Below are 21,571 nucleotides of genomic sequence, written 5' to 3' on the forward strand. Positions count from 1 at the left end.
TTTGCCCGTGTCCGCGCCCGCCACTCCGCAACCGCAAAATCTTTACGGCAGCGCCTTCGCCCATGCGCTGAAGGACGCCTGCATCGCAGCAGTCGTCGCTTTCGGCCTGTTCGTGCTGATGCTCGGCTTCCTGCTCGACGACTCGACGGGTCCGTTCAAGCTGACCCCGCGCCCCGAATTGCTGGCCAAGGCGGTCGGTCTCGTTTTCGCAGGACGCTTCCTCGTCGCGCTCGGCTATCGCCTTTATCTCGCGCGCCGCGTTTCGCATTCGGCTTCGAGCACGACTTTATTCACGCAGGAGAAGTTCGCAGCGGCGACCCCCTATTTCGGCGCGGCACTCCTCATCTTCGCGCTGCTCGTGCCGGTGATGTTCTACACCCGCTCCTATTATCTCGGCATCGCCATCACCGTGCTGATCTATGTGATGCTCGGCTGGGGCCTGAACATCGTGGTCGGCCTCGCGGGACTGCTCGATCTCGGCTATGTCGCCTTCTATGCCGTCGGCGCGTATTCCTACGCGATCATCGCAAAGGAACTGGGCTGGTCGTTCTGGGTATGCCTGCCGCTCGCGGGCGTATTCGCCGCGTTCTTCGGCATCATCCTCGGCTTTCCGGTATTGCGATTGCGGGGCGACTATCTTGCCATCGTCACGCTGGCGTTCGGCGAGATCATCCGCATCGTCATCATCAACTGGATTTCGGTGACCGGCGGCCCGAACGGCATCAACACCATTCCGCGCGCGAGCTTTTTCGGGATTCCATTCAACACCGACGACAACGGCTTTGCCGCTACCTTCGGCCTCGAATTCGATCCCGCGCACAGAACCGTATTCCTGTTCTACATCATCCTGGCACTCGCACTCCTCACCAACTGGACCGCGATGCGGCTGCGCCGGCTGCCCATCGGCCGCGCGTGGGAAGCGCTGCGCGAAGACGAAATCGCCTGCCGCGCGCTCGGCGTGAACACGACCAACACCAAACTCACTGCATTTGCCATTGGCGCGATGTTCGGCGGTTTCGCCGGTTCGTTCTTCGCCGTGCGCCAGGGCGGCATCAGCCCGGAGTCGTTTACGTTCGGGGAGTCCGCCCTGATCCTCGCCATCGTCGTGCTGGGCGGCATGGGTTCGCAGATCGGCATCGTGCTGGCCGCGATTGCGCTGGTCGTCAGCCTCGAACTGTTCCGCGAGTTCGAGCAATTCCGCCTCGTCCTTTTCGGGTTCGGCATGGTCGCGATCATGGTCTGGCGTCCGCGCGGACTGATCTCGCACCGCGATCCGACCGTGTATCTGCGCGAGAAGAAATCCATTTCCGGTGCGCATGTCTCCGAGGGACATGGCTGATGAAGGATACCCTCCTCTCCGTTAGCAACCTGTCCATGCGCTTCGGCGGCCTGCTCGCCGTGGACGACCTTTCGTTTCAGGCGATGCGCGGCGACATCACTGCGCTGATCGGACCTAACGGTGCAGGCAAGACCACGGTCTTCAACTGCGTGACCGGCTTTTACGAGCCGACCTCCGGGGAGATCGAGGTGCGTCACCGCGACGGCAAACAATTCCGCCTCGACCGGATGCAGGATTTCAAGATCACGCGCGATGCGAAGATCGCGCGCACGTTCCAGAACATTCGCCTGTTTCCCGGCATGACCGCACTCGAAAACCTGATGGTCGCGCAACACAACCACCTCATGCGCGCTTCCGGCTATTCGATCTTCGGCCTGCTGGGCCTGTCGAGCTTCCGCAACGCCGAACGCGAAGCGGTGGAACGCGCGAAGCACTGGCTGGAGCGCACCGCGCTCACCGAGCGCGCCGACGATCCCGCGGGAAGCCTCCCCTACGGTGCGCAGCGGCGTCTCGAGATCGCGCGCGCCATGTGTACCGGCCCGGTGCTGCTCTGCCTCGACGAACCGGCAGCCGGCCTCAACCCGAACGAATCCGACGAACTGAACCGGCTGCTGCGCGGTATCCGCGACGAAACCGGCACCTCGATCCTGCTGATCGAGCATGACATGTCCGTGGTGATGGAAATTTCCGACCGCATCGTGGTGCTCGATCACGGCAAGAAGATCGCGGAAGGCACGCCCGAAGAAATTCGCAACGATCCAAAAGTTATCGCTGCCTATCTCGGCGTCGAGGAAGACGCCGTGGAAGAAGCGGAAGCGGAGGCCGGATTATGAGCGCCGCCACGCCCCTTCTCTCCGTTCGCGGCGTCCACACTTATTACGGCAGCATCGCTGCGCTGAAGGGCATAGACATGGAGGTCATGCCCGGCGAAATCGTCACCATCATCGGCGCCAACGGCGCCGGCAAATCCACGCTGATGATGACGATTTGCGGGAATCCCCGCGCGCGCGAAGGCCGCATTGCGTTCGAAGGCGAAGACATCACTTCGCTGCCAACCCACGAGATCATGCGCAAGAAGATCGCGCTCTCGCCCGAAGGCCGTCGCATCTTCCCGCGCATGACCGTGCTGGAAAACCTGCAAATGGGCGCGACCGGCGGCAGCGGCGAGAACTTCGATGCCGACCTCGCCCGCGTATTCAGGATGTTTCCCATTCTCGAACAGCGCCGCGGCCAGCGCGGCGGAACGCTCTCCGGAGGCGAACAGCAAATGCTCGCCATCGGCCGCGCATTGATGAGCCGCCCGCGCCTGCTCCTGCTCGACGAGCCGTCGCTCGGCCTCGCGCCCCTCATCGTCCGGCAGATTTTCGCTGCGATCCGCGATCTCAACCGCACCGAAAAGCTGACCATCTTCCTGGTCGAGCAAAATGCGTTTCACGCGCTTAAACTCGCGCATCGCGGTTACGTCATGGTCAATGGCCGTATTGCAATGGCCGGCACCGGCGCCGAACTGCTCGCGAAGCCGGAAGTCCGCGCCGCCTATCTCGAAGGCGGAAGACACGAAACACCTGCATAACCGCCGTATAAATGCTCATGGACAAGCGGCCAAAACCCGCCAGAATGGCCGCCTTTCCGACAGCAAACGCTTTCACCTTGAGGGAGAAATCATGAAAAGCGCGCGTCTTGCCCTGCTGGCCGCGGCCGGCATGTTGCTCGGCTTCGGGCAACCGGCTCAGGCACAAATTTCCATCGGCGTCGCCGGGCCGATGACCGGACAATATGCTTCGTTCGGCCAGCAGCTTCGCAACGGCGCGAACCTCGCCATCGAAGACATCAACGCCTCTGGCGGCGTACTCGGCCAGAAACTGCAACTGATCGTCGGCGACGATGCCTGCGATCCGAAGCAGGCGCGCGCCGCCGCCGACCGCTTCGTCGACCAGAAGGTGCCCTTCGTCGCAGGCCATTACTGCTCGTCGTCGTCGATCCCGGCGTCGGAAGCCTATGCCGAAGGCAACGTGCTGCAGATCACCCCCGCTTCGACCAACCCGCAGTTCACCGAGCGCAAGCTCTGGAACACGTTCCGCGTTTGCGGGCGTGACGACCAGCAGGGCGCAGTCGCGGGCGCTTATCTCGCGACCAACTTCAAGGACAAGAAGATCGCGATCCTGAACGACAAGTCCACCTACGGCGCGGGCCTCGCCAACGAAACCAAGAAGGCGCTGAACGCCGCCGGCGTGACCGAAGCGCTCAACGAAGCCTACACGCAGGGCGACAAGGACTTCTCCGCGCTCGTCTCGCGCATGAAGGCCGCGAACATCGATGTCGTCTACATCGGCGGTTATCACACCGAAGCCGGCCTGATCCTGCGCCAGATGCGCGACCAGGGCATGAAGACCGTGTTGATGTCGGGCGACGCACTCGCCGACAAGCAGTTCGCGTCCATCACCGGCCCGCATGCCGAAGGCGTGCTGATGACCTTCGGTCCCGATCCGCGCAACCGTGCATCGGCCGCGCAGATCGTGAAGCGCTTCAAGGAAAAGGGCATCGATCCGGAAGGCTACACGCTCTACACCTACGCCGCGATCCAGATTTGGGCCGAAGCGGTGAAGAAGGCGAACACCACCAACCCGAAGAAGGTCGCCGAAACCATTAAAGCCGGCACCTGGGAAACCGTGCTTGGCCCGATCAAGTACGACGCCAAGGGCGACATCACCGTGCTCGACTACGTCGTCTATGGCTGGAAAGCCGACGGCACCTATGCCGAGTTGAAGAAATAAACTTCACCTGCATGAAATGCGAAAAGCCCGCCGGCAACGGCGGGCTTTTTGTTTGGGTTGCGGCACCGCGCGCAATCGGGTTCAGTCGCGCGCATGAAGAACCTGATTACGGATGTCGCGGGCGTTCGCGTCGGCAACGCCGATGACGCGAAGATCGCGACCGGCGTAACCGCCATCGTGTTCGACGAACCGGCGGTCGCAAGCGTCGATATGCGCGGCGGCGGTCCCGGCACGCGCGAACTCGACCTGCTCGATCCGGTCGCGACCGTCGACCGGATCGACGGCTTCGCACTCTCAGGCGGCTCCGCATTCGGCCTCGATGCGGGCGCCGGCGTGCAGGCATGGCTTGCCGAACAAGGCCGCGGTTTCGCCGTCGGCACTGCCCTCATCCCGATCGTGCCGGGCGCAATCCTGTTCGATCTGCATTCCGGCGGCGACAAAAACTGGGGCCGCTTCCCGCCCTATCGCGATCTTGGTTACGCGGCGGCGGCGAATGCCTCGCACGATTTCAAGCTTGGCACTGTCGGCGCTGGCTACGGCGCGAAGACGCAAAACCTCAAAGGTGGAATCGGTTCGGCTTCCGATACGACGCCCGATGGTTTCACCGTCGGCGCGGTTGCGGCGGTCAATGCCGCGGGGCGCGTCACCATCGGCGACGGTCCGCATTTTTTCGCAGCAGCATTCGAGCGGAACGGCGAGTTCGGCGGGCACGGATTTCCGAAACAACAAACCAAAATTGGAACCGCACTGAAGGGAGACCTTCGTCAGAACACGACCATTGCACTGGTCGCGACCGACGCAGTGCTGACGAAGGCGCAAGCCAAACGCCTCGCGGTGATGGCAGGCGCTGGTTTCGCAATGTCGATTCATCCGGTCTTCACGCCGCTCGACGGCGACGTGGTGTTTGCCGCCGCGACCGGAAAGAAAGCACTCAACGATCCCGTGCATGCGCTGGCCCGCATCGGCGCGATCGCCGCGCAATGTCTCGCACGCGCGGTTGCGCGCGGTGTTTATGAAGCGGGCGCGCTTTCTTTCCCCGGCTCGCCGCCGTCGTGGAAAGATAAATACGGCCGTTAGTTTTTCAGGAAGCGTTCCGCCGCGAACGGCGCCGGATCGACCACCGGCGTCGCGCCGGTCATCATTTCCGCGAGCAGACGCCCCGACACGGGGCCGAGCGTCAGCCCCGAATGGCCATGACCGTAGTCGAGCCACAAACCTTTTTGTCCGGGCGCGCGGCCGATCACGGGCCGCGAATCCCAGAAGCACGGACGCGCGCCGAGCCACGGCTTTGGCTCCACCGGATCGCCGAGCGGGAACAAACTTTTCGCGTACGGCATGAGGCGGTCGATCTGCACCGGTGTCGGCGGCGCGTCGCGGTGCGCGAACTCCGCGCCGGTGGTGAGGCGGATGCCCTGCTCCATCGGTCCGAGAATGAATCCGACTTCCGCGTCCAGCACCGGGCGCGTGAGCGAAGCGTTCCCCTTTGCCGCAAAGTGCCAGTGATAGCCGCGCTTCACCGCGAGCGGCAGGTCGATGCCGAGTGGCTGCAAAATATCCGGCGACCACGGACCGAGCGCGACCACCGCTTCCTCGGCATGAACCTCGCCGTCTTCGGTCGTCACCGACCAGCCGCCGTTCGCACGCTTCAAGGTTTTCGCATCGCCCTTCGCATTCTCGCCGCCGAGCGCAAGGTAATGCGCGTTGAACGCGCGCGAGACGCCGAGCGGATTGGAATAGCTCGCCGCGTTCGGCCACATCACGCCGTGCTTGAACACCGGCGAAAGCGACGGCTCCAGCGCGAGCGACTGCTCGACCGAAAGTCTCTCGTAGGGAATTCCAAATTCGTCGGCGAGCTTCAATTCTGCCGCCAGTTTTTCGAGCGCATTGTCGCTCCTGTAAACGCGAAGCCAGCCGGTATGGCGCAGGTAGCGCTGCGCACCCGCCGCTTCGACCAGCGCCTCGTGTTCGGCCAGCGCGCGCCCGAACAGCGGACGCATGGTGCGCGCAGCGGTTTCCAGTCCCTCCGGTGTCGTTGCCTGGCGCACATTCCACAGCCAGCGCGCGATGCGCGGCAGGAAACCGGCGTGATAATTTGCTTCCGTCGCGAGCTTCAGCGCGACGCGCGCCAGCGCCCGCACGCTGCGCGGAAACGGATACGGGAAAAGCGTATTGCCCTCGATGATCCCGGCATTGCCGTAGGACGTGCCCTCGCCCGGCCCCTGCCGGTCCACCAGTACGGTCGAGACGCCGCGCTTCTGGAGATGCAGCGCGGCGGAGATACCTACGATCCCGGCCCCAAGAACGATTACATTTTTCTTTTGCATCATTTGTTATTTCTATTAAAACAATCCGAGCCTATCCAGCCGGGTTTCTGGGCAATTCACAGGCATTTCGCGGCAAGGAACGCTAAGCTGCAGACGGAATGAGTGTTCTTTACGCCCGAAGCCTGCGGTCCGGAACATGGACCTGAAACCCGGCATCGAATGGCTCGGCCGGCAAGGCACCCGGATCGCAGCCGCAAGCGTACTGGTGGGCCTCGCGATTCCACCGCTCGCGGCGATACTGAAACCGCTCCTGCCTGTCGCAATCTTCCTGCTGCTCGTCTTCGCGTTCCTGCGCGTCGATCCCGCCGAATTGCGTGCCCATTTCAGGTCGCCGCTCCTCGTAGGGCTTGCCTGCCTCGGCATAATGGTCGTGACGCCGCTCGCCTTTGGCTTCGCGCTCCCGCACCTCGGCATCGAGCGTCTCGGCCCCGGCGTCGCACTTGGCCTCATGATGTATCTCGCGGCTCCGCCCATCATGTCTTCGGCTGCCTTCGCGGCGATGCTCCGCCTCGATACGGCGCTGACACTGGCAGTGCTGATCGTATGCATGGCGCTTACGCCCCTGCTCGCGCCGCTTATCGTCTCCCATTTTGCCGGAGATGCACTGACGCTCGATGTCGCACAGCTCGCCCTGCGGCTGTTCGCGTTTCTCGGCGGGGCCTTCGCTGTCGCCAGCCTGCTGCGCTGGTGGTTCGGCAACGAGAAAATCGCCGCGGCGAAAGGCTCGGTGGACGGCATCAACGCGTTGCTGTTGTTCCTGTTCGGCGTCGCCGCCATGGACGGCGTTACCGGACGCGCGGTCCGTGAACCGCTGCTGGTAGGCGCGCTGACGCTCATCGCCTTTGCCATCGCCATCGGCATGTATGTGTTGACCACGCTTTTGTTCGGGCGCGAGGGGTTGAAGAAATCGCTGGCGCTGGGTTTTTCGAGCGCGCACCGGAACATGGGCGTGATGGTCGCAGCGGCAGGCAGCGGACTGCCGGAGCTGACCTGGATTTACTTCGCGGTGGCCCAGTTCCCGATCTATCTGCTCCCGGCGCTTGCGGCCCCGGTTGTTCACCGTCTGCTGGAGCGACGGTTGCCCCACGGCAAATAGGCATGTTACGGCCTCCGCCTGGAGCCGCCATGCCGACTCGTCCCTTGTTGATTGCGCCGTCCATTCTTGCCGCCGACTTCGCGAAGCTCGGCGAGGAAGTACGCGCCGCGGATGCCGCCGGCGCCGACTGGATTCACGTCGATGTAATGGACGGCCACTTCGTCCCGAATATCTCGCTCGGCCCGGCCATCGTGAAGGCGATCCGCCCGCACACGAAGAAAATCCTCGACGTGCACCTGATGATCGCGCCCGCGGACCCCTATCTCGCGGCTTTCGCGGAAGCCGGCGCCGACATCATCACCATTCATCCGGAAGCAGGCCCGCATCTGGAGCGCTCGCTCTCAGTGATACGCGATCTCGGCAAGAAGGCGGGCGTCGCCCTCAATCCTTCGACGCCGGAAAGCGCAATCGAATATGTGCTCGACAAGGTTGATCTCATCCTTGCGATGAGCGTGAACCCCGGCTTCGGCGGCCAGAGCTACATCTCCGCCGTCACCGCGAAGATCGCGAAACTGCGCAAGATGATCGGCGACCGTCCCATCGACCTCGAAGTCGACGGCGGCATCACCGCCGAGACCGCGCCGTTCGCGGCGCAAGCCGGCGCCAACGTGCTGGTCGCAGGCTCCGCCGTCTACAAGGGCGGCCCCGAACAATACAAAAAGAACATCGAGGCGATCCGCGCAGCACAGCCGCGCGCCGCCGCATGAGAGCAAAATGATCCCGCGCTACAGCCGCCCCGAAGCGGTGCAAATCTGGTCGTCCGAGAGCCGCTTCAAGATCTGGTTCGAAATCGAGGCGCACGCCGCCGACAAGATGGCGGAGCTTGGCGTCATCCCGAAGGAAGCCGCGAAGACGATCTGGGCGAAGGGCAAGGACGCGAAATTCGACATCGCGCGCATCGACGCGATCGAACGCGAGGTGAAGCACGACGTCATCGCGTTTCTTACGCATCTCGCGGAGATCGTGGGACCGGAAGCGCGCTTCGTGCATCTCGGCCTGACTTCCTCGGACGTGCTCGACACCTGCCTGAACGTGCAGCTTTCCCGCTCCGCCGATCTGCTGCTTGCCGATCTCGACAAGGTGCTGGCGGCGCTGAAGAAGCGCGCCTTCGAGCACAAGAACACCGTGACCGTTGGCCGCTCGCACGGCATCCACGCCGAGCCGACCACCTTCGGCCTCAAGATGGCGGAAGCCTATGCCGAGTTCTCGCGCGGCAAGGAACGCCTCCTGCGCGCGAAGGAAGAAATCTCCACCGCAGCACTCTCCGGCGCGGTCGGCACCTTCGCGAACATCAGCCCGCAGGTCGAAGCCTATGTCGCGGAGAAGATGGGGCTGAAGGTCGAGCCGGTTTCGACGCAGGTCATCCCGCGCGACCGCCACGCGATGTTCTTCGCGACACTCGCCGTCATCGCATCCTCGATGGAACGGCTCGCGGTCGAAGTCCGCCACTTGCAGCGTACCGAAGTGAAAGAAGCGGAAGAATACTTCTCGCCGGGCCAGAAAGGCTCGTCGGCGATGCCGCATAAGCGCAATCCGGTGCTCTCCGAAAACCTCACCGGCCTCGCCCGCATGGTGCGCGCCTACGCCATGCCTGCGATGGAGAACGTCGCGCTCTGGCACGAGCGCGATATTTCGCACTCCTCGGTCGAGCGCATGATCGGCCCGGACGCGACGATCACCCTCGATTTCGCACTGAACCGCCTCGCCGTACTGATCGAGCAGCTTGTGGTCTACCCGGAGAACATGAAGCGCAACCTCGAACTGTTCGGCGGCCTTGTTCATTCGGAGCGCGTACTGCTTGCACTCGCCCGCAAGGGCATGGCGCGCGAGGACGCCTATCGCCTCGTACAGCGCAACGCGATGAAGACCTGGGACGCAGGCGCGGATTTCCAGCAATCGCTGAAAGCCGACGCGGATGTCGCGAAGCTGCTGACCGCCGCCGAGATCGACGCTTGCTTCGACCTCGGCCATCACCTGTCGAACGTGGACACGATCTTCGCGCGCGTGTTCGGCAAGTAAGCCCGCGAACCATAGAAAAGAAGAAGGGCGGCTCGAAAGCCGCCCTTCTCATTTCATCAATCCGCTTTAGTTGCTCTTCTGCCGCTGCGGAGGCGCCTGCCGCTGGATTTGCGGCCGGTTCTGCATCTGCGGGCGGTTCTGCATTTGCGGCCTGTTCTGAATCTGCGGCCTGTTCAGAATCTGCGGCCGGTTCTGCTGGAAATTACGTGGCTGCACGTTCTGCTGCTGGAAGCGCCGTGGCTGCACATTCTGCTGCTGGAAGCGGCGCGGCTGAACCTGCGGGTTCTGCTGGAACTGCTTCTGCTGAATACGCGGCTGGTATTGCTTCTGCTGGATCTGCGGAACCTGCTTCTGCTGGATGCGCGGCTGCACGTTCTGCTTGGGCAGGTTCTGCTGGTTGTTGATGATCGTCTTCTGCTGCTTCAGCAACTGCCGCTGCTGGCGAATGAAGCCCTTCTGCTGGCCGATCACCCGCTGCTGCTGCTGAATGTTCTGCCGCAGCAATTGCCGCTGGTTATTACCGCGGCGCAGGGATTGCGAAGTCGCGCGCTGATGGAAGAACGCCTGCGAAAGCGCGCGGTTATGGCCTGCGCGCTGCGAGGTCGCCGGATCGTGGAACGATGCGCGCGACACGTCGCGGCTATGGTGGCGCAGCTTCGACTGCGCACGCGCGTGAATCGCGAGATGCGAGTTATGGCGTCCGTGGAAACCGCCATAGTAGAGGAAGCCGAAGCCCGGCCCGTAAAGGTAGTTGGTGTCGTCGTCGTAGTAGTAATCATCGAAGCCCTGCACGTAGGCGGGCGGCGCCTGCGTGAAGACCTGCGGCGGGTAAGCGTTGCCTTCGCCAAGCCCGATCACTTCGCGGTTCATGAAGCCCGCGAAATCTTCCCACTTCACTTCGCACCAGAGTTCGTCGCAGCGCTCTACTTCGACGACCGTTCCTTCAGGCACGACCACTTGCACCGGATATTCGAGACCCGGACCCCAGCGCAGATTGACATCGGCGGGAATGGCGAGTGGCGCAGCCGAAACTACGCCCGCGGAGGAGAGCAGCACTGCGGCGGCGAAGAAAGAATTTCTGGCAAGCACGGGCGTCGTCCTTTTCAACAACTGCGCACAAGTAGCGCCATTGAATAGAACAACGGAAATAGGGCGCGGTTCCGCGCGTGCAAGTGAAACCTTGGTAAGAAAACGGGCGGCAAAAGCCGTCCGCTACGATTGAAGCTGAATGTGTATTCAGAGACGTGGCTATTTCCCGGCCTTCACGTCCGCGATCGCCGCGTGCATCAGTTCGTCGAGCTTGGCTGCGATCTGCTGATCGGTCACGTCGCGTTTGCCCTTCGCGTCGAGATCGGCGCGCACCTTGCGGATCACGTCGGCGTCGCCCGCTTCCTCGAAGTCGGCAGCGACCACGGATTTCGCGTACGCCACCGCCTCGTCGCCGGAGAGGCCGAGCAGCCCGGCGACCCAGTCGCCCAGCTTGCGGTTGCGGCGCGCGGTCGCCTTGAACTTCATCTCCTCGTCGAGCGCATATTTCTTCTCGAAGGCTTCCTCACGTTTGTCGAAGCTGCTCATCAGGGCGCCCTTTGTCGCAATACGGTTGATCGCCCGGTTGCATATAGGCTGGAAATGCCTATTTCAACCGTAGTTCCCCACGCTGTACGCCCGCGGTTTCGCGGCAAAAACCCGCATCGGTTTGTATTGGCGAAACCGGTCGGATAAGGTCGATTTTCGCGCTGCGGCAGGCTGGATTCGCCTGTTGAAAAGCCGAAAACAGCCCGGTTTCCAGACGATTTCGCCAGTTGCTTACGCCCGGAGTTCCGGTTCGAATGGATTTTCTAGAACCACGGTACATTCCCATGAGCCGCCGCCGCCGCATCTACGAAGGCAAGGCCAAGGTCCTTTACGAAGGCCCAGAGCCAGGAACGCTGATTCAGCATTTCAAGGACGACGCCACCGCGTTCAACGCCAAGAAGCACGAGGTCGTCGACGGCAAAGGCGTGCTGAACAACCGCATCTCGGAATATATCTTCCAGCGGTTGAACGACATCGGCGTGCCCACGCATTTCGTGAAACGCCTGAACATGCGCGAGCAGCTTATCCGCGAAGTCGAGATCATCCCGATCGAGGTGGTGATCCGCAACGTCGCGGCCGGCTCGCTGGCCACCCGCCTAGGCCTTGAGGAAGGCACGCAGCTTCCGCGCTCGATCATCGAATTCTATTACAAGAACGACAAGCTGAACGACCCGATGGTCTCGGAAGAGCACATCACCGCGTTCGGCTGGGCCACCACGCAGGAGATCGACGACATCATCGCGCTTGCGATCCGCGTGAACGATTTCCTCACCGGCCTGTTCCTTGGCGTCGGCATCCGCCTGATCGACTTCAAGATGGAATGCGGCCGCCTCTGGGAAAACGACATGGTGCGCGTGGTCGTGGCTGACGAGATCAGCCCGGATTCGTGCCGCCTGTGGGACATCAAGACCGCCGACAAACTGGACAAGGATCGCTTCCGCCGCGACATGGGCGGCCTGATCGAAGCCTACACGGAAGTGGCGCGCCGGCTTGGCATCATGTCCGAGGGCGAGCCGCCGCAGGGGCGCGGACCTGTTCTGGTGCAGTGAACGCCGGAGCGTCTGGCTACTCGCCGGCTTCCTGTTCTTACTGACTCAACATGCGGGCGCGCAGACCTTGCTGCGCGACCCCGATGGCCGTTTCACCCTCGGTCCGACCCGCGACTGGACATTGCACGCGAACCGGGACGGCACGGCCGATCTGGAATGTCTGTTTGCCGCCTGCGAAGGCATCCCCTCCTCCATCCGGCGGCAGTTCTGCACGCTAAGTGCCGAGAAGACCGCAGAACCGGACACCGCACCCGACGGAACGCTGGCGGCTTTTTCCCGCAAGGAATTCGAGCGCGCCGCCGCACGGTTCCTGACCCGCAATCCGGAGCTACGACTTTCCGTAAGCACCGAGCCGGAAAGCGCTCGTCTGGCCTTGGTGCCATGGGTCCGCGCATCGCTACTCGGAAGCATCTCGCCCGGTCATACGGTCGAAGGAACCATCCTAATGACGAAGCGCGGTGCCGTGCTGCTGACCCTGACTTGTGCCTTCGCTGAGCGGCGCTGGACCGAGTTCGGACCGAAGCTGGAGGCGCTCGCCGGGACACTTACATGGACCCCGAAACCGCCTAAATAGAGTGCTCTCGACGGCGTGGTGGATTACCCGCTCTTGCGACAGCTTGCCGATTGAAAGACGGCCTTCGCCCGCCTATCCGAAAGGCTGATACGGAGTCTCCCGATGAAAGCCCGCGTTACCGTCACCCTCAAGAACGGCGTGCTCGACCCGCAGGGCAAGGCCATCGAAGGCGCGCTCCGCTCGCTCGGCATCGACGGCGTCGAAAGCGTCCGGCAGGGCAAGGTGTTCGAGATCGAACTGAAAGACGGCGACCGCGCCAAGGCCGAAGCGGCGCTCAAGGCTGCCGCCGACAAGCTACTCGCCAACACCGTGGTCGAGAACTACCGCGTCGAGGTGCTTTAGTGAGACGTAACCTGCAAGCAATAGCTAAGTCGGTCGAAAAGCATCTTACAGAGCTTACACGGGCTAAGCTTAAGCCGTTAGATGACCTCTCCAGATTTCCCAAAACCGGCGGCGTTTATGTTGTCTATGATGGTAAGTCGGCGCTGTATGCAGGTATTGCAACGAACCTCAAAAGGCGGTTTCACCAACACATTGAAGATCGAAGGGTTGCTTCTGCGCTGACCGTGAAGCTTGCTTTCCTCGAAGCTAAGATTGTTAAAGTCGGTGGGCGCTATCCGAAAAGTCGTCAGGAATTCTTCAAGGACGCTAACTATCTGATCGCATATCGAAGAGCGGCTCATAAAGTGAGACGAATGAAAGCGCGCTTTATTGAGGTAAATTCCGCCCCTGTTCGAATTATTCTTGAAGCTTATGCAGGAATGCTACTCAAAACTAAGCTGAACGATTTTAATATGGAGTTGGAGAAGACGCTTTGAACGCCGCCGTCGTTCTTTTCCCCGGCTCCAATCGCGAAGGCGATGTCGCCAGCGCGATCAAGCGCATCTCCGGCAAGGAAGCGTCCATCGTCTGGCACGCCGACACTACCCTCCCCGCGAAAACCGATCTCGTCGTTTTGCCCGGCGGCTTTTCCTACGGCGACTATTTGCGCTGCGGCGCCATCGCTGCGCGCGCGCCGATCATGAAGGCGGTCGGCGAGCACGCCGCGCGCGGCGGCCTCGTACTCGGCATCTGCAACGGATTTCAGATCCTCTGCGAGGCGCAGTTGCTGCCCGGCGTGTTGCAACGGAACGCGCAACTTCGCTTCATGTGCAAGGAAGTCTATCTGCGCGTCGAGCGTTCCGACACGCCTTACACGCGCCGCTATAACGCGGGCGACGTGCTGAAAATCCCGGTCGCGCACGGCGAAGGCAACTACACGGCGGACGTCGAGACCATCAAGCGCCTCGAAGGCGATGGCCGCGTGCTGTTCCGCTACACCTCGCCCGAAGGCAAGCTCGACGCGGCGTGGAATTACAACGGCGCGACCAACGCCATCGCGGGGATTCTCTCGGAGAAGCTGAACGTGCTCGGCCTGATGCCGCATCCGGAAAATCACGTCGATCCCGCCATCGGCCCGACCGACGGCCGCGGCCTGTTCGAAAGCATCAAGACCGTCCTGGAGGCGGCGTGAATATTTCCAACATCGTCAAGATCACGCCCGAACTCGTCGCGGAACATGGACTGAAGCCGGACGAGTACGATCGGATTCTGAAACTCATCGGCCGCGAACCGACGATCACCGAACTCGGTATCTTCTCGGCGATGTGGAACGAGCACTGCTCGTACAAGTCTTCCAAGGTTCACCTGAAGACGCTCCCGGTCACCGGCAAGATTGTGATTCAGGGACCGGGCGAGAACGCGGGCGTCATCGACATCGGCGACGGCCTCGTCTGCGTCTTCAAGATGGAAAGCCACAACCATCCGTCCTTCATCGAGCCGTATCAGGGCGCAGGAACGGGCGTTGGCGGCATCCTGCGCGACGTATTCACCATGGGCGCGCGGCCGATCGCGTGCCTGAATGCGTTGCGCTTCGGCTCGCCGGATCATCCGCGCACGCGCCACCTCGTTTCCGGCGTCGTTGCAGGCATCGGCGGCTATGGCAATTCGTTCGGCGTTCCGACCGTCGGCGGCTCGGTCGGCTTCCACGAGCGCTACGACGGCAACATCCTCGTCAACGCGATGGCGGTAGGCATCGCGAAAGCGGATGGAATCTTCTACGCGAAGGCCACCGGCGTCGGCTTGCCCGTCGTCTATCTCGGCTCGAAGACCGGCCGCGACGGCATCCACGGCGCAACCATGGCTTCCGCCGAATTCGGCGAAGGCGCGGAAGAAAAGCGCCCAACCGTGCAGGTCGGCGATCCGTTCGCCGAAAAACTTCTGCTGGAGGCCTGCCTGGAAATCATGGCCAAGGGCTGCGTCGTCGCCATTCAGGACATGGGTGCGGCGGGCCTCACCTGCTCAGCGGTCGAGATGGGCGCGAAGGGTGACCTCGGCATCGAACTCGATCTCGAAAAAGTGCCGGTGCGCGAAGAAGCGATGACCGCCTATGAGATGATGCTGTCCGAGTCTCAGGAGCGCATGCTGATGGTGCTCAAGCCCGGCAAGGAAGCCGAGGCCGAAAGCATCTTCCGGAAATGGGGCCTCGACTTCGCCATCGTCGGCCACACCACCGACGATCTGCGCTTCCGCGTGCGCGTGAACGGCGATGAAATGGCGAACCTGCCGATCAAGGAGCTTGGCGATCAGGCCCCCGAATACAATCGCCCGTTCACCGAAACGCCGAAGCTGCCCGTCCTCGATGCCGCGAGCGTGCCGGCTCCCGCTTCGCTTGCGGATGCGCTGGAAGCGCTCGTCGCCTCGCCCGACCTTTGCTCCAAGCGCTGGGTCTGGGAGCAGTACGACCACCTCATTCTGAACAACACCGTGCAGCGCCCCGGCGGCGACGCTGCCGTCGTGCGCGTGCTCGACGGCCCGAAGGCGCTCGCGATCTGCACCGACGTCACGCCGCGCTACTGCCAGGCCGATCCCTTCGAAGGCGGCAAGCAGGCGGTCGCCGAATGTTGGCGCAACATCACCGCCGTCGGCGGTAAGCCGCTCGCGATCACCGACAACCTGAACTTCGGCAATCCGGAGAAACCCGACATCATGGGCCAGTTCGTCGGCTGCATCCGCGGCATCAAGGAAGCCTGCCTCGCGCTGGAATTCCCGGTCGTGTCCGGCAACGTCTCGCTCTACAACGAGACCCATGGCCGCGCGATCCTGCCGACCCCTACCATCGGCGCGGTCGGCCTGCTCGACGATTTCACGAAGTCGGCTTCAATTGCCTTCAAGAACGAAGGCGAAGCGATCCTGCTGCTCGGTGACACGAGCGGCTGGCTTGGCCAGTCGTCGTACCTCTACACCTTGCATGGCAGGGAAGAAGGCGCGCCACCGCCGGTAGACCTCGCCAAGGAGAAGAAGACTGGTGACCTCGTCCGTGCGCTGATCGGCGCGGGCCGGGTCACGGCCGTCCACGATTGCTCCGATGGCGGCCTCCTCGTCGCGGTCGCGGAAATGGCGATGGCGGGTGTCATGGGTGCGTCGCTGGACGCCTTCGCATCCAAAACCATTTCGCCGCATGCCTATTGGTTCGGCGAGGATCAGGCCCGATATGTCGTGACGGCCCCCGCCGCCGCGGTGGCTGAAATCGAAGCGGCTGCCGCGAAAGCAGGCGTAACGGCCACCCGTATTGGGACGACCGGCGGCGCGGAATTGACCCTTTCCGGCGAGCGCCCGATTGTGGTGGCAGAGTTGCGAAAACGGCATGAGTCTTGGTTGCCGGACTACATGGCAGGCTAGGACACCGAAGGAGACGCGAAATGCCGATGGAAGCCGCCGAAATCGAACGCCTGATCAAGGAGGCGCTTCCCGACGCCCGTGTCGAGATCAAGGATCTGGCGGGCGACAACAACCATTATGCCGCCACGGTCATCTCCGATAGCTTCCGTGGCAAGAGCCGCGTGCAGCAGCATCAGATGGTCTATGCGGCACTGAAGGGGCAGATGGGTGGCGTGCTCCATGCCCTCGCGCTACAAACAGCGGCACCGGACTAGACACGGCGAACAACGGCCAAGAGAATCAAACATGAGCATTCAGGATTTCATCAAGAACGAAGTGACCTCGAACGACGTCGTGCTGTTCATGAAAGGCACGCCGCAGTTCCCGCAATGCGGCTTCTCCGGTCAGGTCGTCCAGATTCTCGATTACGTCGGCGCGCCCTACAAGGGCATCAACGTGCTCGACAGCGCCGAACTGCGTCAGGGCATCAAGGACTACGCGAGCTGGCCGACCATCCCGCAGCTCTACGTCAAAGGCGAGTTCGTCGGCGGCGCGGATATCGTGCGCGAGATGTTCCAGGCCGGCGAATTGCAGAAGATGCTCGCGGAAAAAGGCGTGAAGGCCGCCGCGAAGGCGTAGGCAACCCTCTTGGCGAGGAGCATCGCGAAGCGATGCGTCTCGAACCATAAGGCCCATCCTGCGTGACGCGCTCGCGCTCCTCAGGATAAGACCAACAAAAAAAGCCGCCCGAAGCGGGCGGCTTTTTCTTTTGTTGATCGCCCGCGGTTTAGCGCGAGTAGAATTCGACGACCAGATGCGGCTCCATCTGCACCGGGTACGGCACTTCGGTAAGCACCGGCACGCGGGTCAGTTTGGCGGTCATCTTGGTGTGGTCGGCTTCGATGTAGTCCGGCACGTCGCGCTCGGCGAGCTGGGTCGCTTCCAGCACCAGCGGCAACTGCTTCGACTTTTCCTTGATCGAAACCACGTCGCCCGGCTCAAGGCGCATGCTCGGGATCGTCGCCTTCTTGCCGTTCACCTGCACGTGGCCGTGGTTGATAAACTGGCGGGCGGCGAAAACAGTCGGCACGAACTTCGCGCGGTAGATGATCGCGTCGAGACGGCTCTCGAGCAGGCCGATCAGGAGCGCGCTGGTGTCGCCGCGGCGGCGGACCGACTCTTTGTAAATGCCGAGGAACTGCTTCTCGGAAATGTTGCCGTAGTAGCCCTTGAGCTTCTGCTTCGCGCGCAGCTGCACGCCGAAGTCGGACGGGCGGCCCTTGCGGCGCTGGCCATGCTGGCCCGGACCATATTCGCGGCGGTTGACGGGGCTTTTCGGGCGGCCCCAGATATTTTCGCCCAGGCGGCGGTCAAGTTTGTGCTTGGCCGAGTGACGCTTCGACATCGCTAATCCTCATCGTTGGATTGCGCCCTCCTTTGCGGACCCTTGCGAGCCAGCCGACAGGCGAACTTCCGAGCGCCGGAACCGGCAGTGCCGGTTTCGTTGAGGAAGGCCGCCACGGGTGCGGGAAGTGCGTGGGGATAAAGGGTCAGGCGAGACCTGTCAAACAGCCTCGCCCGCCGCCTCGATACCAAATGATTTCAACAACTTAGCAAGAGAAAGGCCCGGCGGTTTGCCGCTGGTGAAATGCGCCCGCACCAACGCCGCGACGGGATTGCCGGGAGCAGGCAAGAGACTCGCGACCCTCCGCGCGATGGCGGGCGCCGGATCGACCCACTCCACCGGCCACGGCGCGAGGCGGACGAAACGCTCCAGCAGCAACGGATAATGCGTGCAGGCCAGCACGACCGTGTCGGTCCTCGATCCGTCATCGACGAATGCCGGGGCGATTTCCTTCCAGATCGCCTCGTCGGCGACCGCATGCCCGCGCAACGCTGTTTCCGCGAGCGGCGCGAGCTGCGGACTTCCGACCAGATCGACTTTGCAGTCGGCGGCAAATTCCTCGATCAGCGCGCGCGTGTAGTCGCGCTTAACGGTGCCCGGAGTGGCCAGCACCGAAATGCGCTTGGTCTTCGACTGCGCGCAGGCCGGCTTGACCGCCGGAACGGTGCCGACGAACGGCATTTTATGTTTCGCCCGCAGCGGCGGAAGAACCAGCGTGGACGCGGTATTGCACGCAATCACGACTAGATCGGGCCGGTAGCACTCGATCAGGCCATCCATCACCGCATCGACGCGCGCGATTACATCCTCGTCGCTGCGCGGCCCATAGGGGAAGCCCTCGTCATCCAGCGCATAGACGAGGTTCAGGTCGCGCCGCGCGGCTGAAATCTCGCGCAGCACGGTCAGCCCTCCAAGCCCGGAGTCGAACACGAGCACGGACGGGTTGACGGAAGTGGCTAACGAATCCTGCATCGGAACCTGAGTTTATCGCGCAATACGCTTTTGTTCATCGGGTATCGTAAACACGCTGCGCTTTGTTCAACTTCGGTTCTCGCGGTGTTCTTTTGCGGTTTAACGCGATCGTCGAATCTCACGGTTGCGGATTCAGCCTCTGCTAGGAGAAGTTACTTCCATCGCCTGCTCAATTCGTGCGAGCAGAGCCTCCAGTTCCCGCTCGCTCGAATTTATCTCAACGATCCGGTAGTTGCGCGCGCGCAGCCATGCGTGTTTCGCGTCCCGCATCGCTTTCTGTGCCGGGTCTTCTTCCTCGGGCACAATCGCGAGGATGAGGCGCAGGGACTGCGCGAGGAAATCCGTGACATGCGGGCCGATGGGGACGTTGCGCTTGAATTGTCCCGCGAAGCGGCGGTCGTTGGTAAGCGCCTTCCAGAGATTACGCTCCAGTTCGGTCGGGTTACGCCGGAGCAGACGCGCCAGCCCCTTGCCCGGCGCGGTTCCGCTCGAAACTTCACCGCCCTGCCGGTTCAGGAGTTCGCGGAGCAGTTCCGCCTCCCCACCGCGTAGAATGCCGCCGGTGGCTGGCCCCTTCGAGCCTTGCGCCAGCGTGCGGATCACGCCGTGCAACGTCTGCATGTCCTGATCGGTGGGCCGCAGCCGCAGGAAGATATTGCGCAAATTCACGATCATGTTTTCGCGCTTTTCGGGCGGGCGGAAAAATTCGTGCCGCTCCAGCTCGTTCACCACCGTTGCGAAGAACGCTTCGAACTTCGCTTTCGAGGCAGGCGGGGAAAAGTCCGGCGCCACGAACGGCAGCGCGTTCTCCGAAGCCAGCTTGTAGAACTCGTAGGCGCAAATGATCACCGCCTGCGCGAGGTTGAGCGAGGCGAAGGCCGGGTTTACCGGCATGGTGAGGATCTTGTCGGCAAGTCCCACTTCATGGACTTCGAGACCGTTGCGCTCCCGGCCGAAAACAAGCGCAGCATTGTTGCCTGCCCGCACATGCGGCAGGAGATCGCGCGCCGCCTGTTCCGGCCCGACCACATCCTTGATCTGGTCGTGTTGCCGCGCAGTCGCGGCGATTACCAGCGTGCAGTCCGCAATCGCCTGATCCAGCACGTCGTAAAGTTTGGCTTCCTCTAGAATGCGGTCCGCGCCTGAGGCCGTGCGATGCGCTCCGGGATTCGGCCAGCCATCGCGCGGCTTCACGAGACGCAGTTCGGACAGCCCGAAATTGCCCATGGCGCGCGCGACCGCGCCGATGTTCTCGGCGAGTTGCGGCTCGACCAGAACGATTACCGGACCGCTTCCTGCGATCCATTCCTTGGTCCGGTCTGTTCCCGCTCCGGGCATTGAAAAGCCTGTAATTACCGCCGATTTCGCGACCAAGGTCGGCTTCCGCCGACCGGGAGCCGATGCTATAGCGACCCCTGACCGGCGGGCCACTTCTACCCGCCTTTTTCCTGCATATCGCGCTTCGGGGGAGCCTTCACGCTATGGCGAAGATCAAGGTCAAGAATCCGGTCGTCGAAATGGACGGCGACGAGATGACACGGATCATCTGGCAGCTCATCAAGGACAAGCTGATCCACCCTTACCTCGACATCGACCTGCTCTACTACGATCTCGGCGTCGAGAAACGCGACGAAACCAACGACCAGATCACCATCGACGCCGCGAACAAGACCAAAGAAGTCGGCGTCGCCGTGAAATGCGCGACGATTACGCCCGACGAAGCGCGCGTAAAGGAATTCAATCTCAAGCAGATGTGGAAGTCGCCGAACGGCACCATCCGCAACATCCTCGGCGGCGTGATCTTCCGCGAACCGATCATCTGCAAGAACGTGCCGCGCCTCGTGCCGGGCTGGACCCAGCCGATCATCGTCGGCCGCCATGCCTACGGCGACCAGTACCGCGCCACCGACTTCAAGGTGCCGGGCAAGGGCACGCTGACCATCAGCTTCGTGGGCGATGACGGCAAGAAGATCGAACACAAGGTGTTCGACTTCCCCGGCAGCGGCGTCGCGATGGCGATGTACAACCTCGACGACTCGATCCGCGAATTCGCGCGCGCCTCGATGAACTACGGGCTTGCACGCAACTACCCGGTCTATCTCTCGACAAAGAACACGATTCTGAAAGCCTATGACGGCCGCTTCAAGGACATCTTTCAGGAAGTGTTCGACAACGAGTTCAAGGCCGAGTTCGAGAAGAAGAAGATCGTCTACGAACACCGCCTGATCGACGACATGGTGGCGTCCGCGCTGAAGTGGTCCGGCGGCTATGTCTGGGCGTGCAAGAACTACGACGGCGACGTGCAGTCCGACACCGTCGCGCAGGGCTTCGGCTCGCTCGGTCTTATGACCTCCGTGCTGCTGACGCCGGACGGCAAGACCATGGAAGCGGAAGCCGCCCACGGCACCGTCACGCGCCACTACCGCGAGCATCAGAAGGGCAAGGAGACCTCGACCAACTCCATCGCCTCGATCTTTGCATGGACCCGCGGCCTGTCGCATCGCGCCAAGCTCGACGGCAACGCCGAACTCGCGAAGTTCGCGGCGACGCTGGAGAAGGTCTGCATCGACACCGTCGAGAGCGGCTTCATGACCAAGGACCTCGCCCTCCTCGTCGGCTCCGACCAAAAGTGGCTGTCCACCGGCGGCTTCCTCGACAAGATCGACGAGAACCTGAAGAAGGCCATGGCTTAAGAAGAATATGGCCTGACCTGAATCTGAATCAGAACTTCAACGAAAACGGCCC

23 protein-coding genes are annotated in these 21,571 nt (G+C 62.4%); 17 read left to right on the forward strand and 6 right to left on the reverse strand.

Annotated features, from left to right (window positions below; all coding sequences use genetic code 11):
• The first annotated feature begins 7 nt into the window (after positions 1–7).
• The 5 genes from livM to KF794_09465 all read left to right on the forward strand — a co-directional run bounded on the left by livM (position 8) and on the right by KF794_09465 (position 5,190).
• A complete protein-coding gene (gene livM / locus KF794_09445; protein ID QYK44017.1) occupies positions 8–1,339 on the forward strand; it encodes a high-affinity branched-chain amino acid ABC transporter permease LivM in 1,332 nt (443 codons plus the stop codon).
• On the forward strand, positions 1,339–2,172 hold the full coding sequence (locus tag KF794_09450) for an ABC transporter ATP-binding protein (protein ID QYK44018.1): 834 nt from the start codon (positions 1,339–1,341) through the stop codon (positions 2,170–2,172). The genes livM and KF794_09450 overlap by 1 nt, the downstream gene beginning before the upstream one ends.
• On the forward strand, positions 2,169–2,912 hold the full coding sequence (locus KF794_09455) for an ABC transporter ATP-binding protein (protein ID QYK44019.1): 744 nt from the start codon (positions 2,169–2,171) through the stop codon (positions 2,910–2,912). The genes KF794_09450 and KF794_09455 overlap by 4 nt, the downstream gene beginning before the upstream one ends.
• 91 nt (positions 2,913–3,003) lie before the next feature.
• Positions 3,004–4,113 (forward strand): branched-chain amino acid ABC transporter substrate-binding protein, encoded by a 1,110-nt coding sequence (locus KF794_09460; GenBank protein ID QYK44020.1) that lies wholly within the window; start codon positions 3,004–3,006, stop codon positions 4,111–4,113.
• A 93-nt stretch (positions 4,114–4,206) separates the two neighbouring features.
• Positions 4,207–5,190: a P1 family peptidase gene (locus KF794_09465; protein QYK44021.1), complete on the forward strand. Its 984-nt coding sequence runs from the start codon at positions 4,207–4,209 to the stop codon at positions 5,188–5,190.
• Here the strand turns inward: KF794_09465 and KF794_09470 are convergent.
• Entirely contained in the window at positions 5,187–6,440 is a 1,254-nt protein-coding gene (locus tag KF794_09470; GenBank protein QYK44022.1) for an FAD-binding oxidoreductase, read from the reverse strand. The two genes, KF794_09465 and KF794_09470, sit on opposite strands and share 4 nt — an antisense overlap.
• A gap of 133 nt (positions 6,441–6,573) precedes the next feature.
• Here KF794_09470 and KF794_09475 point away from each other — a divergent pair, with 133 nt between their 5' ends.
• From KF794_09475 to KF794_09485, 3 genes are read left to right on the forward strand one after another with little or no spacing between them, the layout of a single operon-like run.
• Positions 6,574–7,533, forward strand: a complete 960-nt coding sequence (locus KF794_09475; GenBank protein QYK44023.1) for a hypothetical protein — start codon at positions 6,574–6,576, stop codon at positions 7,531–7,533.
• 29 nt (positions 7,534–7,562) lie between these two features.
• The gene (locus tag KF794_09480; protein ID QYK44024.1) at positions 7,563–8,240 is read left to right on the forward strand and encodes a ribulose-phosphate 3-epimerase; all 678 of its coding nucleotides are present in this window, start codon (positions 7,563–7,565) and stop codon (positions 8,238–8,240) included.
• A gap of 7 nt (positions 8,241–8,247) precedes the next feature.
• Positions 8,248–9,552 (forward strand): adenylosuccinate lyase, encoded by a 1,305-nt coding sequence (locus KF794_09485; protein QYK44025.1) that lies wholly within the window; start codon positions 8,248–8,250, stop codon positions 9,550–9,552.
• Between the two features lie 66 nt (positions 9,553–9,618).
• Here the strand turns inward: KF794_09485 and KF794_09490 are convergent, their stop codons facing one another.
• Both KF794_09490 and KF794_09495 read right to left on the reverse strand, forming a co-directional pair.
• Entirely contained in the window at positions 9,619–10,641 is a 1,023-nt protein-coding gene (locus tag KF794_09490) for a hypothetical protein (GenBank protein QYK44026.1), read from the reverse strand.
• Between the two features lie 159 nt (positions 10,642–10,800).
• The gene (locus KF794_09495) at positions 10,801–11,127 is read right to left on the reverse strand and encodes a DUF1476 domain-containing protein (protein ID QYK44027.1); all 327 of its coding nucleotides are present in this window, start codon (positions 11,125–11,127) and stop codon (positions 10,801–10,803) included.
• A gap of 254 nt (positions 11,128–11,381) precedes the next feature.
• Between KF794_09495 and KF794_09500 the strand changes: the two genes are divergently transcribed.
• The 8 genes from KF794_09500 (at position 11,382) to grxD (ending at position 17,088) form a co-directional block, all read left to right on the forward strand.
• Positions 11,382–12,176, forward strand: coding sequence for a phosphoribosylaminoimidazolesuccinocarboxamide synthase (locus tag KF794_09500; GenBank protein QYK44028.1), 795 nt, complete (start codon positions 11,382–11,384; stop codon positions 12,174–12,176).
• Between the two features lie 67 nt (positions 12,177–12,243).
• Complete coding sequence (locus KF794_09505; GenBank protein QYK44029.1) at positions 12,244–12,750, forward strand: hypothetical protein; 507 nt, start codon at positions 12,244–12,246, stop codon at positions 12,748–12,750.
• 102 nt (positions 12,751–12,852) lie between these two features.
• Positions 12,853–13,092, forward strand: coding sequence for a phosphoribosylformylglycinamidine synthase subunit PurS (purS, locus tag KF794_09510; protein QYK44030.1), 240 nt, complete (start codon positions 12,853–12,855; stop codon positions 13,090–13,092).
• Positions 13,092–13,568, forward strand: coding sequence for a GIY-YIG nuclease family protein (locus KF794_09515; protein QYK44031.1), 477 nt, complete (start codon positions 13,092–13,094; stop codon positions 13,566–13,568). Before purS ends, KF794_09515 begins: the two co-directional genes overlap by 1 nt.
• A complete protein-coding gene (purQ, locus tag KF794_09520; protein QYK44032.1) occupies positions 13,565–14,263 on the forward strand; it encodes a phosphoribosylformylglycinamidine synthase subunit PurQ in 699 nt (232 codons plus the stop codon). The genes KF794_09515 and purQ overlap by 4 nt, the downstream gene beginning before the upstream one ends.
• A gap of 2 nt (positions 14,264–14,265) precedes the next feature.
• A complete protein-coding gene (gene purL / locus KF794_09525; GenBank protein ID QYK46660.1) occupies positions 14,266–16,470 on the forward strand; it encodes a phosphoribosylformylglycinamidine synthase subunit PurL in 2,205 nt (734 codons plus the stop codon).
• Positions 16,471–16,490: 20 nt separating this feature from the next.
• Positions 16,491–16,724 carry a BolA family transcriptional regulator gene (locus tag KF794_09530; GenBank protein QYK44033.1) on the forward strand — a complete coding sequence of 78 codons (234 nt, stop codon included), beginning with the start codon at positions 16,491–16,493 and terminating at the stop codon, positions 16,722–16,724.
• A 31-nt stretch (positions 16,725–16,755) separates the two neighbouring features.
• A complete protein-coding gene (gene grxD, locus KF794_09535; GenBank protein ID QYK44034.1) occupies positions 16,756–17,088 on the forward strand; it encodes a Grx4 family monothiol glutaredoxin in 333 nt (110 codons plus the stop codon).
• Between the two features lie 148 nt (positions 17,089–17,236).
• On the opposite strand, the gene rpsD is transcribed toward grxD, so the two are convergent.
• The 3 genes from rpsD to KF794_09550 all read right to left on the reverse strand — a co-directional run bounded on the left by rpsD (position 17,237) and on the right by KF794_09550 (position 20,164).
• Positions 17,237–17,854, reverse strand: coding sequence for a 30S ribosomal protein S4 (gene rpsD / locus KF794_09540; GenBank protein QYK44035.1), 618 nt, complete (start codon positions 17,852–17,854; stop codon positions 17,237–17,239).
• 159 nt (positions 17,855–18,013) lie between these two features.
• Entirely contained in the window at positions 18,014–18,826 is an 813-nt protein-coding gene (locus KF794_09545) for a glutamate racemase (GenBank protein QYK44036.1), read from the reverse strand.
• Between the two features lie 132 nt (positions 18,827–18,958).
• Positions 18,959–20,164 (reverse strand): TrmJ/YjtD family RNA methyltransferase, encoded by a 1,206-nt coding sequence (locus KF794_09550; GenBank protein ID QYK44037.1) that lies wholly within the window; start codon positions 20,162–20,164, stop codon positions 18,959–18,961.
• A 143-nt stretch (positions 20,165–20,307) separates the two neighbouring features.
• Here KF794_09550 and KF794_09555 point away from each other — a divergent pair, with 143 nt between their 5' ends.
• Positions 20,308–21,519 carry an NADP-dependent isocitrate dehydrogenase gene (locus KF794_09555; GenBank protein ID QYK44038.1) on the forward strand — a complete coding sequence of 404 codons (1,212 nt, stop codon included), beginning with the start codon at positions 20,308–20,310 and terminating at the stop codon, positions 21,517–21,519.
• Positions 21,520–21,571 lie beyond the last annotated feature (52 nt).

It is taken from the genome of Xanthobacteraceae bacterium (assembly GCA_019454205.1).
Lineage (GTDB): Bacteria > Pseudomonadota > Alphaproteobacteria > Rhizobiales > Xanthobacteraceae.